The organism is Nocardia sp. NPDC052316 (assembly GCF_044547795.1).
Lineage (GTDB): Bacteria > Actinomycetota > Actinomycetes > Mycobacteriales > Mycobacteriaceae > Nocardia.
The window spans coordinates 549429-566186 of the sequence record NZ_JBIUBB010000002.1; the positions used below are offsets into that span (position 1 = coordinate 549429).

The following is a 16758-nucleotide window of genomic DNA, read 5'->3' on the forward strand; positions in this document are numbered from 1 at the left end:
ATGCAATCCGGTAATAAATCACTGCTGCGCAGTCTGACATCTATCCAGAAAGAACTCTGGTTAGCGCACGAACTTTCCGATATTCCCAACAATTGCCTGATATATATCGACATTCAGGCCGAGCTGGAACTCGGCCATTTCGTCACCGCGCTGCGGCAGGTGTTCGCGGAGTCGGAGGCGCTGACGGTCAATTTCGTCGGTGGTGCCGACGGGCCGATGCAGATCGACCGGGACACCCGCGATTGGATGCCGGCCTACCTCGATCTCACCGAACAGCCCGAGCCGATATCGGCCGCCTTCGACTACATGTCCCGCGAGCTCGAGTTGGCCTTCGATCTGGAGCTGGACGCATTGCTGCGCGTCGCGCTGCTCAAAGTTGATGCGGGACAATACTTTCTGTCGATGTGCTTCCACCACATCATCATGGACGGTGTCGGTGTCGCCACCTGGGCGCAGCGGGTGCTGGATGTGTACGGCGCCCTGATCGCCGGAAAGCCCATCGCGCCCGCCGATTTCGTGCCCGTAGACGAGATCATCGAGAGTGATCGGGCCTACCGCCGCCACCAGCAGGCGATCGATCGTGAGTACTGGCGCGGGCAGATCCCGCCAGGGATCGAGCCGCTGCGACTGCCCGGTAACGCCGCACCAGACGTGAAGCCCGGGCGGATCGGGTGCACGCACGGCTTTTCGGGCGTGCAGCTCGGCAGGCTGATCGACTCCGCGCGGGCGATCGGCGTGAAGCTGCCCTATCTGTTGATGTCCGTCGCGGCGGCCGCCGTCCAGCGCTACGCGCTGCGCGACGAATTCTGTGTACAGATGCCGGTTTCCAACCAGAACGCCATTGCCCGGCGCACGCCGTGCCAACTGTCGGATACCGTTCCGCTGCTGGTGGATTCGGGCCGAGACGTCTCGCTGGGGCAACTGTCCCGACGGCTTCAGGACAGCATCGCGGGCGCGCGAGACCATCTCAGGTACGGCATGTCGGAGATCCGGCGCGACTTGAAAATGCCGCCCGCACAGGGCAACCCGTTCGGCCCGGTCATCAACGTCATGTCGTTCTTCGGTGCCTTGCGGATGACCGGTGGGACGGCTGATCTCCAGGTCTACTCCGCCGGGAACAGCGGGGATCTGTCGATTGTGCTGCACTACGAAAAGCAGTCGGCCCGCGGCGGATACCTGCGGATCGAAGGCGACGCGCAGCTCTACACCGAAGACAATCTGCGCGGCTACCTCGATTCGATCGCGCGCTACCTGACGCAGGCGATCACCGACCCGGCGGCACCGATCGGGGCGGTGGATATCCTCGGCGACGACCGTTCGCTGGTGGTCGAGGCCTGGAACGACACCGCGGTGCCGGTGGATCCGGCGGCAACACTGCTCGGGCTGTTCGCCGATCAGGTGCGCCGAGCCCCGGACGCGGTGGCCGTGGTGTCCGGCGAGGTGCGGCTGTCGTACCGGGAACTCGATGCGCGGGCGGACCGCGTCGCGCAGACCTTGCTCGCCCGCGGTGTGCGGCCGGACAGCGTGGTGGCGGTGGCATTGCCGAGATCGGCCGAGCTGATCGTCGCGATTCTGGCGGTGTCGAAGGCCGGGGGTGCCTACCTGCCGATCGACCCGGGTTATCCGGCCGAACGGTTGGCGTTCGTGCTCACCGATGCGGCACCGATCGCCGTCATCACCGACCGCGCTACCTCGAAAAGGCTGCCACCACACAGGGTTCCGCTTATTCTGCTCGAAGAGGCCGAGGCGGCGCGCCGTGATGTGGTGCGGCCCACCGCGCCGCTGCCCGGCAATCTCGCCTATCTCATCTACACCTCCGGCTCGACCGGCACGCCGAAGGGCGTGGCCGTCACCCATCGCAATGTGGCCTCGCTGTTCCTGAGTACCGCGCCGTGGTGCGAATTCCGGGCAGACGACGTGTGGGCTTGGTGCCATTCCCAAGCCTTCGACTTTTCGGTGTGGGAGATCTGGGGTGCGCTGCTGCACGGTGGCCGGGTTGTCGTCGTGCCGTGGGACGTGGTGCGCACGCCCGCGCAGCTGTGGGACCTGGTGGTCGCCGAGGGCGTGACGATCCTCAATCAGACCCCCTCCGCTTTCCACGCACTGGCCGAAGCCAGATCGGTGAGCGGCAGCGTCGACTCGGCGCTGCGCCTGGTGATCTTCGGTGGGGAAGCGCTGCACCACACCCATGTACAACCGTGGTACTCGGTCGGCGGGACCGGCCCAGCACTGGTGAACATGTACGGGATCACCGAAACGACGGTGCACGTCACGAAGCTGGCGCTACGCGCCGAGCACGGCACGCGGGGCGAGAGCCCGATCGGCACGCCGCTGGGGAACATGCGGGTGTTCGTGCTCGACCCCTGGCTGGCGCCGGTTCCGGTGGGGGTGGCCGGCGAACTGTATGTCGCCGGTGCGCAATTGGCGCGGGGTTATCGCGGCCGGCCGGGGTTGACCGCAACGCGGTTCGTCGCCGATCCGTTCGATCGCACCGGTGGCCGGTTGTACCGTACCGGCGACGTGGTGCGCTGGACTCCGGCCGGAGTGCTGGAGTTCGTGGGCCGCGCCGACGATCAGGTCAAGATTCGTGGCTTCCGGGTGGAGCCGGGCGAGGTCGAATCGGTGCTGGCGCGACATCCCGCGGTGTCGCAGGCCGTGGTGCTGGCCCGCGACACCGGGACCGGTGACGACAAGCAGCTGATCGGTTACGTGGTCGCCGATCGGAGCACCTCGGGCAACGGCGGCCTCGACGTCGACGCGCTCGATGGGGCACAGGTGCGCCGGTTCGCCGCGGAGCGGCTGCCGGAGTTCCTGGTGCCGACCGTGGTGATGGTGATCGACCGTGTGCCGCTGACCCCGAACGGCAAGCTCGATCGGGCCGCGCTGCCCGCTCCGGAATTTGCCTCCTCGCGGGCCTATCGGGCGCCGGGCAGTGAGCGCGAACGGGTGCTCGCGCGGCTGTTCGGCGAGGTGCTGGGGGTCGACCGGGTCGGCGCGGACGACAGCTTCTTCGAACTGGGCGGTCATTCGTTGTCCGCAACCCGGCTGATCAGCCGGATCCGGGCGGTGCTCGGGGTCGAGGTGCCGATCCGGACGGTGTTCGACGCGCCGACGGTGGCGCAGCTGGTGACCAGGCTCGACGCCGGGGTCACCATGCGCCCGATGCTGCTCGCCCGGCCGCGGCCCGCGGTGATTCCGCTGTCCTTCGCGCAGCGGCGGCTGTGGTTCATCCATCGGTTGGAGGGGCCGTCGGCCACCTACAACATGCCGCTGGCCGCCCGGGTGACGGGCGCGTTCGATGCGGCGGCGTTCACGGCGGCGGTGCGCGACGTGGTCGCCCGGCACGAGAGTCTGCGCACGGTCTTCGTCGAAACCGACGGCGTCCCAGCCCAACTCGTGCTGGACGCGGACCGCGTCGAGATATCGGTGACCATCGCCGACGTGGCGCCGAACGCGGTCGACGCGGCGGTCGCCGAGGCGGCGCGCTATCCGTTCGAACTGTCCACCGAGATCCCCCTGCGCGCCGGTGCGTTCCGCTACGGGGACGACGAGTGGATGGTGCTGGTGCTGATCCACCACATCGCCAGCGACGGCTGGTCGGCGGCGTTGCTGCTGGACGATGTGTCCATGGCCTACGCGGCGCGCCGGGCCGGGCGGGCACCGGAGTGGGCGCCGCTGCCCGTGCAGTACGTCGATTACACGCTGTGGCAGCGGGAACTGCTCGGTTCCCCGGAGGATCCCGACAGTGTGCTGTCGCGGCAGTTCGGTTACTGGCGCGCCGAACTCGACGGTCTGCCGGAGCAGCTGCGATTGCCGACCGATCGGCCGCGGCCTCGGGTGGCCAGCTACCGCGGCGACGTGGTGTTGTTCGACGTCGAACCCGATGTGCGCGCCGCGGTGGAGCGATTGGCGGCCCGCGAGGGCGCGACGGTGTCCATGGTGTGGCAGTCGGCGCTGGCGGTGCTGCTGGCGAAACTCGGTGCAGGCGAGGATATCCCGATCGGCTCGCCGATCGCGGGCCGTACCGATGACGCGCTGGCCGATCTGGTCGGCTTCTTCGTCAACACCTGGGTGTTGCGCGCGACGGTCGATCCCGCCGCATCATTCACCGAGATCCTCGATGGTGTCCGCGCCAAAGCCCTGGCCGCCTACGACAATCAGGACGCGCCGTTCGAGTTGCTGGTGGAGCTGCTGAATCCGACTCGCTCGTCGGCGTACCACCCGCTCTTCCAGGTGCTGCTGACGTTGCAGAACAACACGCTGCCCACCCTCCGGCTGCCGGGAGCGCGGGTAACGCCGCACATGCCTGCCACCGACACCTCGCGCTTCGACCTGACCTTCAACATCGGCGACGCCCCGGCTGGTGCGCGCGAGAACGGCAACGCGCCCGGGTGGGACGGGTACATCGAATACGCCACCGATCTGTTCGATCGGTCCACGGTCGAGGCCATGGCGGCCCGGCTGGTGCGGATTCTGCGACAGGTGGTGTCGCATCCGGACACCGCGGTGGGGGCGGTCGATGTCCTGGATGACGACGAACGCGACCTGGTCGTGTATCGATGGAACGACACCGCTGCCCCGATCGACCGGGACGCCACCGTGGTCACCGCGTTCGAGGCGCAGGTCGCGCGCACGCCGGAGGCGGTGGCCGTGGTCTGCGGTGACGACGAGATCTCGTATCGGGAACTCGACACGCGGGCAACAGAATTGGCGTGCGTCCTGTCGTCGCGCGGGGTAGGCCCCGACACCATTGCCGCCGTGGCATTGCCCCGGTCGGTGGAGCTGATCGTGGCGTTGCTCGCGGTATCGAAGGCCGGTGGCGGGTACCTGCCGATCGATCCGACCTACCCCTCCGACCGGCTGGCGTTCATCCTGACCGACGCGGCCCCGGTGGTCGTCGTGACCGATTCCGCGACCGTCGATCTCCTGCCCGACACGGCGGCACCGCGCCTCTACCTGGACACGATCGACGTGGTCGAGGGCGCTACCCTGGACCGGGCCGTCGCGGCGGCGCCGCAGAACTTGGCCTACCTGATCTACACCTCGGGCTCCACCGGCGTCCCGAAAGGTGTTGCCATCACGCACCGTAACGTGGTGGCCTTCGCGACCAAGCACAGTTGGCACGAGGGTGCGCACGCGAGCGTGCTGGTGCATTCGTCGGTCGCGTTCGATGCCTCCACCTATGAGATCTGGGTGCCGCTGCTCGGCGGCGGCCGAATCGTGGTCGCACCGCCGGGCCGCACCGATATCGCGGTGCTGGGACGGCACTTGGCGGCGCACCAGGTGAGCGCGGTATTCCTCACCACGCGCTTGTTCGAGTTGTTCGTCGACCACTGCCCCGACGCGCTGGCCGGGCTTCGCGAGGTATGGGTCGGCGGCGAGGAGATGCCGCCGGAGGTCTTCGCGCGTGCGCTGCGACTGTGCCCGCAGACCCGCGTCGTGCACGTGTACGGGCCTACCGAGACAACGACATTCGCGATCCGTCGACCGTTCCGGGCCGGGGAGCATTTCGCTGACGTCTCGGTGCCGATCGGGCGTCCCTTGGCCAATGTTCGGGCCTTCGTGCTGGATTCGTGGCTGGCACCCGTTCCGGCAGGGGTGGCGGGTGAGTTGTATGTGGCCGGTGCGCAGTTGGGTCGGGGATACCACGGCCGGGCGGACCTGACCGCGGCACGGTTCGTCGCCGACCCCTTCGATCCGAACGGCGGCAGGCTGTATCGCACGGGGGATCTGGTGCGCCGGGATTCCGGCGGGCAGCTGGAGTTCCTGGGTCGCATCGATGATCAGGTCAAGATCCGCGGCTTCCGGGTGGAGCCCGGCGAGGTCGAATCGGTACTGGCCCAACATCCTTCGGTGGCGCAGGCGCTGGTGGTGGTACGCGACGGCGACACCGGTGACAAGCAGCTGATCGGCTATGTGGTCGCCGACCGCACCGATCTCGTCGGTGCGCAGGTGCGCGACTTCGCCGCGGAACGGCTGCCGGAGTTCATGGTGCCGACGGTGGTGATGGTGATCGACGCGGTGCCGTTGACCGCGAACGGAAAACTGGACCGTGCGGCGCTGCCCGCGCCGGAGTCGGTTTCCTCGGTGCGGTATCGAGCGCCGGGCACTGCGCGCGAGCGGGTGCTGGCCGAGCTGTTCGGCGCGGTTCTCGGACGCGACCGGGTCGGCGTGGACGACAGCTTCTTCGAGCTGGGTGGCCACTCGCTGCTGGCGACCCGCCTGGCCAGCCGGATCCGCGTGGAGCTCGGCGTCGAGGTACCGATCCGGACGGTGTTCGACGCTCCGACGGTGGCGCAGTTGGCGACCCGGCTCGACGCGGGCGTGCAGGTGCGCCCCGCCCTGCTGGCCCGGCCGCGGCCGGACGTGGTTCCGCTGTCGTTCGCCCAGCGGCGACTGTGGTTCATCCATCGGCTGGAAGGACCGTCGGCCACCTACAACATGGCGCTGGCGGTCGGGTTGCACGGCGTGGATGTGGCGGCGTTGACCGCCGCGATCGGCGATGTGGTCGCCCGGCACGAGAGCCTGCGGACGGTCTTCGTCGACGCCGATGGTGTGCCTTCCCAACGGGTCCTGGACGTGGGCAGCGTCGAGGTGCCGGTCACGGTGACGGACATGCGGGCCGCCGATCCCGCCGAGACGGACGCGGCGGTGACGTCGGCGGTGCGCTACGGCTTCGATCTGTCGTCGGAGATTCCGTTGCGCGCCACAGTGTTCCGCCGGACCGACGATGCGGCCGTGCTGGTGTTGCTGATCCATCACATCGCCGGTGACGGCTGGTCGTTGACGCCGCTGCTGCGCGACCTGTCCGAGGCCTACGCCGCGCGACGGGACAAGCGGGCACCGCGGTGGCGGCCGTTGCCGGTGCAGTACGCGGACTACACGTTGTGGCAGCGTGAACTGCTCGGCTCGTCGACCGATCCGGACAGCGTGTTGTCGCAGCAGTTCGAGTATTGGCGCCGCGAACTCGAGGGGCTGCCCGAGCAACTGCGGCTGCCGACCGATCGGCCGCGACCGCGGGTGGCCAGTTACCGCGGCGACATGGTGCACTTCCGCATCGATCCGGAGATCCGTAGCGCGGTAGAGCGGTTGGCGGCCCGCGAGGGCGCGACGGTGTCGATGGTGCTGCAATCGGCGCTGGCTGTCTTGCTGTTCAAACTCGGTGCCGGAGAGGATATTCCGATCGGCGCGCCGATTGCGGGCCGGACCGACGAGGCCCTGGCCGAGCTGGTCGGGTTCTTCGTCAATACCTGGGTGCTGCGGGCCGCCGTCGTCCCGGACGCGTCGTTCACCGAGATCTTGGGTGTGGTCCGCGAAAAAGCGTTGGCGGGCTACGAGAATCAGGATGTTCCGTTCGAACTGTTGGTGGAGTTGCTGAACCCCACTCGCTCGGCCGCGCATCATCCGTTGTTCCAGGTGACATTGGCCTTCCAGAACAACACGCTGCCCGCGCTCGAACTGTCGGGGGTGCGGATCGAGCCTTATCCCGCGTCCACCGCGACCGCGCGATTCGATCTGTTCTTCAACATCGCCGAGGCCCCCGCCGGTGACCCGTGGAGCGGGTTCGTCGAGTACGCGACCGAACTGTTCGACCGGTCCACCGTCGAGGCGATGGCGGCCCGGCTGGTCCGCCTGCTGCGGCAGATCGGCTCGGATCCCGAAGTCCCGGTGGGTTCCATCGATGTCCTCGGCACCGACGAGCGCGAGCTGGTGCTGCGCCGGTGGAACGACACCGCGGCCGAGGTACCGGCCGCCACCACCCTGACCGAGCTGGTCGCGGCGCAGGTCGCCGCGACCCCGGATGCGATCGCGGTCGTCTGCGCGGACGCGAAGCTGACCTACCACGATCTGGACCGGCGCGCCGATCGGCTGGCGCGGGCGTTGATCTCGCGCGGCGTCGGCCCCGACGGTGTGGTCGCGGTGGCGTTGCCTCGCTCCGCGAACCTGATCGTGACCTTGCTCGGTGTGCTGAAAGCCGGTGGCGGGTACCTGCCGATCGATCCCGAGTATCCCTCGGATCGGCTGGCGTTCATCCTCGCCGACGCCGCGCCGGTCGTCGTCGTGACCGACTCGGCCACCGCGCACGCGCTTCCACCGACCGCGACGCCACACCTCTACCTCGACTCGATGGACGCGCTCGACGGTGCTCGAGCCGGTCTGGATCGGGCGGTCGCGGTGCGCGCGCACGATCTGGCGTGCGTGATCTACACGTCCGGATCCACCGGCGTTCCGAAAGGTGTTGGTATCACGCACCATAACGTCGTCAACCTGGTCAACCAGGCGTGGACGGCGGGCGTCGAGGATCGGGTGCTGGTGCACTCGTCGATCGCGTTCGACGCCTCGACCTATGAGATCTGGCCCGCCCTGTGCGGTGGTGCGACGTTGGTCGTCGCCGGCGAGCAGCGCTCGGACCCGGCGGAGATCACCCGGCTGGTGGAGACCTGGTCGGTGACGAAGATGTTCGCCACGCCACCGTTGCTGTCGGCGCTGGTCGATCACGTGGAAGCATTGCCGGACAACCCGTTCCAGAGCCTGCGGCAGGTCAACACCGGCGCAGATACGCTCACCTCCGGGTTGGTGCGGGCGCTGCGTGGCACGTGCCGGGACCTTCGGGTCGACAATCTGTACGGTCCGACGGAGGCCACCGTCGACGTGACCGCGTATCGGGTGCCCGAGGACGAACCGAGTGCGGTGGTCCCGATCGGGGTGCCGGTGCCGAATTCGCGAGTGTTCGTGCTGGATTCGTGGCTGGTGCCCGTGCCGGTGGGTGTCTCGGGGGAGCTGTACGTGGCGGGCGCCCAACTGGCGCGCGGCTATCACGGTCGGGCCGGACTGACCGCGGCCCGGTTCGTGGCCGACCCGTTCGATCGGACCGGCGGCGGCAGGCTGTATCGCACCGGCGACGTGGTGCGCTGGACCTCGGCGGGAGTGCTGGAGTTCGCGGGCCGGGTCGACGATCAGGTCAAGATCCGTGGCTTCCGGGTCGAACCCGGTGAGGTGGAAAGCGTACTGGCGCAACATCCTTCGGTGGCGCAGGCGGTGGTCGTGGCACACGACTCCGATGCGGGCAAGCAGTTGGTCGGGTACGTGGTCGCCGACCATTCCGGGGCCACCGTCGGCGAAGGCGAACTGGTGGGGCAGTGGCGTCGGGTCTACGACGACCTGTACGCCGGCGCCGAGCACGCACCCGACATCGGTCCCGTCGAAGGTGCCGAGGCCGGGTTCGTTACCGGTTTCGGCGGCTGGAACAGCAGCTACACCGGGGCCGCGATTCCGGTGGAACAGATGCGCGAATGGCGCGCGACCACCGTCGAGCGCATTCGGGGGCTGCGGCCGCGTCGGGTGCTGGAGATCGGGGTGGGGTCGGGCCTGCTGATGTCGCAGCTGGCTCCCGACTGCGCCGAATACTGGGCGACGGACTTCTCGTCCGCGACGATCAGCACGCTGCAACGACAGCTGGGTGAACTCAACGAGGACTGGGTCGACCGCGTCTCGCTGAGCGTGCGCGGCGCCGACGAGACCGAAGGGTTGCCGGAGCACTACTTCGACACCGTGGTGTTGAACTCGGTGATCCAGTATTTCCCCAGCCAGAGCTATCTGCGCCGGGTGCTCGAGCGGGTGCTGCGAGTGCTGGCTCCGGGTGGCGCGGTGTTCCTCGGTGACGTCCGGAATCTGGCGCTGCTCGAGGAGTTCACCACCGCAGCGCAGATCGCGCGCAACGGCGGCGCCGACCCGGTGGCGGTCGCCGACCGGGTGCGCCGCGACATCTCCGCCGAACAAGAACTGCTGCTCGCGCCGGAGTACTTCCTCGCGCTGGGCGAGGTCCTCGATATCGGCGCCGTCGACATCGAACTCAAACGCGGATACTCGATGAACGAGTTGACGCGCTACCGGTACGACGTGGTGCTGCATCCGGCCGCGGCGAACCCGCTTTCGGTCGCCGAGGTGCCGAGAGTCGCCTTCCACGACCATGATCGGTTGCGGGCACTGCTGCGCGACCAGCATCCGGACGGCATCCGGATCACCGGCATCCCGCATGCGGGGCTGGTCGGTGAGGTCGAAGCGACACACCGGATCAAGACGGGCCACTCGGGTGTCGCCACCGACGCGCTCGGTGTCGGCTTCGAAGGGATAGTCGACACGATCACCGAGCGTGCGGGTGTCGTGCCGGAGGACCTGCATCGGCTCGGCCGGGAACTCGGGTACGCGACCGCGGTCACCTGGTCCGCTCGCCCGGACCGGATGGACGCGGTCTTCGTCGACGCCGCCACGCTCGGCGACCGGCCACTGGCCGAGGTGTACACCGCCGCCGAGCCGGTAGGGGAGCCGGCCGGGTACGCCAACAACCCGCAGGCGGGTCTGCTGGCCGCCGACGTGCGCCGGTGGGCGAGTGACCGGTTGCCGGAGTTCATGGTGCCCGCGACGGTGATGGTGATCGGGTCGGTGCCGTTGACCGCGAGCGGGAAACTCGATCGCCGGGCACTGCCGGATCCGGAGTTCGCCTCGTCGGCGGAGTACCGCGCGCCGGACAGCGAGCGTGAACAGGTACTGGCCGAGTTGTTCGCCGAGATCCTCGGACTCGACCGGGTCGGTGTGGACGACAACTTCTTCGCACTGGGTGGGCACTCGCTGCTGGCGACCCGCCTGGCCAGTCGCGTTCGCGCGGTCACCGGCGTGGAGCTGCCGATCCGGACGATCTTCGACGCGCCGACGGTGGCGCAGTTGGTGACTCGCCTCGATGCCGAGGTGCGAGTGCGCCCGCCGCTGCTGCCCCGGCCACGGCCGGACGTGGTTCCGCTGTCGTTCGCGCAGCGCAGACTGTGGTTCATCCACCGGCTGGAGGGGCCGTCGGCTACCTACAACATGCCGTTGCCGGTCCGGCTGAGCGGCGTATTCGACGCGTCGGCTTTCGCGGCCGCGCTCGGTGACGTGGTGGCCAGGCACGAAAGTCTGCGGACGGTCTTCGTCGAGACCGACGGCGTGCCGACCCAGCGGGTGCTCGCGACCGACAGCGTCGAGGTGACGGTCCCGGTCGAGGTGGAGACCGTGGATCCGGCGGAGCTGGACGCGGCGGTGAACGCCGCGGTGCGGTACGCCTTCGATCTGTCGTCGGAGATTCCCCTGCGCGCCACGGTGTTCCGGTCCGGGGGCACGGAGTGTGTCCTGGTGCTGCTGGTCCATCACATCGCGGGTGACGGCTGGTCGGCGGCGCCGTTGCTGCGGGACCTGGCCACCGCGTACGCCGCGCGCCTCGAACATCGGGCGCCGCGCTGGGCGCCGCTGCCGGTGCAGTACGTGGACTACACGCTGTGGCAACGAGAATTCCTCGGATCGGCCGACGATCCGGACAGTGTGCTGTCCCAGCAGTACGAGTACTGGCGTCGTGAGCTCGACGGCTTGCCCGAGCAGCTGCGGTTGCCGACCGACCGGCCGCGACCACGGGTGGCCAGCTACCGCGGCGACATGGTGGTCTTCGGTATCGATCCGCAGATCCGTACCGCGGTGGAGCGGCTGGCGGCCCGCGAGGGCGCGACGGTGTCGATGGTGCTGCAATCGGCGCTGGCCGTGCTGCTGTTCAAACTCGGTGCCGGAGAGGATATTCCGCTCGGCTCGCCGATCGCAGGCCGGACCGACGAGGCGTTGGCCGACCTGGTCGGCTTCTTCGTCAACACCTGGGTGCTGCGGGCAAGTGTCGCCGCGGCAACGTCTTTCGCCGAGGTGGTGGCGCAGGTGCGGTCGAAAGCGTTGGCCGCGTACGAGAATCAGGACGTTCCGTTCGAGTTGCTGGTCGAGTTGCTGAATCCGGCCCGCTCGGCGGCGCACCACCCGTTGTTCCAGGTGTCGTTGGCCTTCCAGAACAACGCGCTGCCCACTCTGCGGCTGCCCGGGGTCGGCTTCGAGCCCTATCCCGCGTCCATCGCGGCCTCGCGGTTCGACCTGTTCTTCAATGTCGCCGACGCGCCCGCCGGTGACCCGTGGAGCGGGTTCGTCGAGTACTCGACCGACCTGTTCGACCGGTCCACCGTCGAGTCGATGGTGGCCCGGTTCGTGCGCATACTGGACCGGATCGTGACGGACCCGGGTAACCCGGTGGGGGCGATCGACGTCCTCGACGCCGACGAACGGGAGTCGGTGCTGCGGCGGTGGAACGACACCGATGTCGCGGTCCAGGACACCACCATGGTCGGGCTGTTCGAGGCCCAGGCCGCCCGGACACCGGCGGCCACCGCCGTGCTCGCCGGCGCCACCGAGATCTCGTATCGGGAACTCGATACCCGAGCCGACGGGTTGGCGCGCGCACTGGTCGCGCGCGGCGTACGCCCGGACACGCTGGTCGCGGTGGCCCTGCCGCGGTCGGCGGAGTTGATCGTGGCGCTGCTGGGCGTGTTGAAGGCCGGTGGCGGATACCTGCCGATCGATCCCGGCTATCCGCCGGATCGGTTGTCGTTCATCCTCTCCGACGCCGCGCCGGTCGTCGTCGTGACCGAATCCGCTACCGCCCGGTTCCTGCCAGACACCGCGGCCCCGCACCACTATCTGGACGCACCGGGCAACAATGGTGGCGCACTTGGGGTTTCGGTCGGGATAGATCTGCGGCCACAGCATTTGGCGTACGTGACCTACACCTCCGGTTCCACAGGAGTTCCGAAAGGTGTGGGGATCACCCATCGCAACCTGGTGAACCTGGTCGCCCGAGCCTGGTCGGTCGCGCCGGAGGATCGCGTCTTGACGCATTCGTCGATCGCTTTCGACGCCACGACCTATGAGATCTGGCCTGCCTTGGCCGCCGGTGCCGCGCTGGTCGTGGCGGAATCCCCGCGATCGGATCTGGTGGAGCTCACCGGGCTGATCGAGAACCGTTCGGTGACAAAGATGTTCGCGACGCCCCCGCTGTTGTCGGCCTTGGTCGATCACGTGGAGCACGTGCCGGGCACACCGCTGCGCAGTATGCGGCGGGTGATCGCAGGCGGTGCCGAGCTCACCGCGGCCGTCGTGCGCAAGCTGCACGCGAAACACGCTGACGTACAGGTGATGAACGGCTACGGGCCTACCGAAACGACCGCGTGCGTCACCGACTTCGACGTGCTCGGCGACCTCGACGGCGCGGTGCCGATCGGGCGCCCGTCGGTGAATGTGCGGGTCTTCGTGCTGGATTCGTGGTTGGCGCCGGTGCCGGTGGGTGTCGCGGGGGAGCTGTACGTGGCGGGCACGCAGCTGGCGCGCGGCTACCACGGACGCGCGGGACTCACCGCGACTCGATTCGTCGCCGACCCCTTCGATCCGGCCGGTGGCGGCCGCCTGTATCGCACCGGTGACGTGGTGCGCTGGAACAACTCCGGGCAGTTGGAGTTCGTCGGCCGGGCCGACGATCAGGTCAAGGTCCGCGGCTTCCGGGTGGAACCCGGCGAGGTGGAATCCGCGCTGGAGCAACACCCCGCGGTGTCCCGCGCGGTGGTGGTCGTACGCGACAGCAGCACCGGTGGACAGCAGCTGGTCGGCTATGTGGTCGCGGACCGCTCCGGGCCGGTTGCCGGTGAAGAAGAACTGGTCGGGCAGTGGCGCCGGGTCTACGACGACCTGTACGGCGCAGCGGATAAGAAGGCCGGCAGATCAGGTAATGGCGCCGGAAACGGGAACGGAGACCGGGCTCCGGCGGGATTCGGGATGGACTTCGGCGGCTGGAACAGCAGCTACACCGGCACGTCGATTCCGATCGAGCAGATGCGCGAATGGCGCGAAGCGACGGTGCAGCGCATCCGTGGACTGGCGCCGCGGCGAGTGCTCGAGATCGGTGTCGGCTCCGGCTTGCTGTTGTCCCAGTTGGCACCCGACTGCGATGAATACTGGGCGTCGGACTTCTCCGCCGCGACCATCGACACCCTGCGCCACCAGTTGGACGACCTGGACGCGCCGTGGACCGACCGGGTCTCGCTGAGTGTCCGGTCCGCCGAAGACATCGCGGGATTGCCGACAGAGTACTTCGACACGGTGGTCGTGAACTCGGTGGTGCAGTACTTCCCTGGCGAACGGTATCTGCGCCGGGTCCTCGAACAGGTACTCGGCCTGCTGGCTCCCGGCGGCGCGATATTCGTCGGTGACGTCCGGAATCTGGGGCTGCTGGAGGAGTTCACCACGGCGGTGCAGATCGCCCGCAACGACGGTGACGATCCGGCGGCGATCCGGGAACGCGTGCGCCGCACGGTGTTCGCCGAGCAAGAACTGTTGGTCGCGCCCGAATACTTCCATGCGCTGTGCCGGGTCACCGACTTCGAGACGGTCGATATCGAACTCAAACGCGGCTACTCGGTCAACGAGTTGACTCGCTACCGATACGACGTTGTCCTGCGCAAGACACCCACGGCAGCGCTGTCCGTAGCCGAGGTGCCGAAAGTCGAGTTCCGCGAACATGATTGGTTGCGCACCCTGCTGGGATCTCGACACCCGGACGGCGTCCGGGTCACCGGGATCCCACACGCCGGGCTGACGGGCCAGATCGACGCCGCGAACCGAATTCGACGCGGTGAGACCGTTCCGGCCGCCCCGCGCACCGATCCGCGGGCCGCGGGGTTCGAGGGAATACTCGTCGACCCCGCCGGTCGAAGGGATGCCGGATTGCTGCCCGAAGACTTGCACGTGCTGGGTGAACAACTGGGTTACGCCACCGCGGTCACCTGGTCGGCGCAGCAGGATCGGATGGAGGCGGTATTCGTCGACACCGCGACGGCGCGAAGCCGGCCGTTGACCGATGTCTATGTGCCGTCGGCGGCGGTCGATGATCCGACGCCGTACGCCAGCAACCCACAGGACACGCTGCTGCCCGCCGCCGTGCGGGAGCTGGCGGCCGAGCTGTTGCCGGAGTTCATGGTGCCGTCGGTGGTGATGGTGCTCGACGACGTGCCGTTGACCACGAACGGAAAGCTCGATCGCGCGGCACTCCCGGACCCGGAATTCGCCGCCGCGGCGGAGTATCGAGCGCCGAGCAGCGAGCGGGAGCGGGTGCTCGCCGAGTTGTTCGCCGAGATCCTCGGACTCGACCGGGTCGGCGTGGACGACAGTTTCTTCGCGCTGGGCGGGCATTCGTTGCTGGCGACCCGCCTGGCCAGCCGGATTCGGGCGGTGCTCGGCGTCGAGGTCCCGATCCGGGTGATCTTCGACGCCGCGACCGTCGCCGAGCTCGCGAACCGATGGCCGGAGTTGGCGCCATCGCGCAGACCGGCGCTGCGCAGGATGAATCGAGAGGTGGGTCTGTGATGATTCCGTTGTCGTTCGCACAGCGCCGGTTGTGGTTCATCCACCGGTTGGAGGGGCCGTCGGCCACCTACAACATGCCGTTGACGTTTCGATTGCGCGGTGGGTTCGACGCGCCCGCCTTCGCGGCCGCGATCGGTGACGTGGTCGCCAGGCACGAGAGCTTGCGCACGATCTTCGTCGAGGCCGACGGCGTGCCCGGCCAGCAGGTCCTCGACGAAGACGCGGTCGAGGTGCCGGTGCTCATCGCCGACGTCGATACCGCCGCCTTGGACACGGCGGTCACCGAGGCCGCGCGGTACGAGTTCGACCTGGCGTCCGAGATTCCCATCCGCGCCAACGTTTTCCGCTGCGGTGCCGACGAATGCGTCGTGGTGTTGCTGATCCACCACATCGCCGGTGACGGCTGGTCGATGACGCCGTTGTTGCGGGACCTGTCGACGGCGTACGCGGCTCGGCGGCAGGGGCGGGCCCCCGGCTGGGAGTCGTTGCCGGTCCAATACGTGGACTACACACTGTGGCAGCAGGAACTGCTCGGCTCGCCGGACGATCCGGACAGTGTGCTGTCCCAGCAGTTCGCGTATTGGCGGCGGGAGCTCGACGGTCTGCCCGAGCAGCTGCGGCTGCCGACGGACCGGCCACGACCTCGGGTGGCCAGTTACCGCGGAGACATGCTGGTGTTCGGCATCGACGCGAAGGCCAGGGCGGAGCTGGAGGAGCTGGCGAGTCGCTCCGGCGCGACGGTGTCCATGGTCTTGCAGTCGGCGCTGGCCGTGTTGCTGTTCAAACTCGGTGCCGGCGAGGATATTCCGATCGGATCACCGATCGCGGGCCGCACCGATGACGCGCTGAACGAACTGGTGGGGTTCTTCGTCAACACCTGGGTGTTGCGGACGGCTGTGCGGCCGTCGGCCTCGTTCGCCGAAATTCTGGGCCAGGTCAGGGCAAAAGCGTTGGCGGCCTACGAGAATCAGGATCTGCCGTTCGAGCTGCTGGTCGAGCTGCTGAATCCGGCCCGGTCGGCGGCCCACCATCCCTTGTTCCAGGTGCTGCTGAGTTTCCAGAACAACACCGCGGCCACCCTCGAACTGTCCGGCGTCGGGTTCGAGCCGTATGCCCTGCCCGCGCTGACCTCCCGATTCGACCTGACCTTCAATGTCGGCGACGCGAGCACCGGTAGCAACGGCGCCGCCGGGTGGGACGTGCACGTCGAATACGCCACCGACCTGTTCGATCGGTCCACGATCGAGGCGATGGCGGCGCGGTTGGTACGGATCCTGCGGCAGGTGGTGGCCGACCCGCATGGGCCGGTGGGGTCGGTCGAGGTGCTCGACACCGAGGAACGCGAGCTGGTGCTGCGCCGGTGGAACGACACCGCCGTGCCCGTGGACCCGACGGCCACGCTGGCCGGATTGTTCGGGGCACAGGTCGCTCGGACGCCGGACGCGACCGCGGTGGTCTGCGGTACGGCAGAGCTGAGCTATCGGGAACTCGACAGCCGTGCGGAAC

The 16758-nt window shown here is 68.4% G+C and carries 2 protein-coding genes (1 of these 2 cut by a window edge); both read left to right on the forward strand.

Annotated elements, in window-relative coordinates; translation table 11 throughout:
• Positions 1 to 15252 carry an amino acid adenylation domain-containing protein gene (locus ACIHA7_RS09465; protein ID WP_397287452.1) on the forward strand — a complete coding sequence of 5084 codons (15252 nt, stop codon included), beginning with the start codon at positions 1 to 3 and terminating at the stop codon, positions 15250 to 15252.
• On the forward strand, positions 15252 to 16758 hold the start of the coding sequence (locus tag ACIHA7_RS09470; RefSeq protein WP_397288700.1) for a non-ribosomal peptide synthase/polyketide synthase. Its footprint extends 19292 nt past the window's final position; 1507 of the gene's 20799 nt are visible here — the first part of the coding sequence; its start codon is at positions 15252 to 15254; its stop codon lies beyond the right edge, outside the window. The genes ACIHA7_RS09465 and ACIHA7_RS09470 overlap by 1 nt, the downstream gene beginning before the upstream one ends.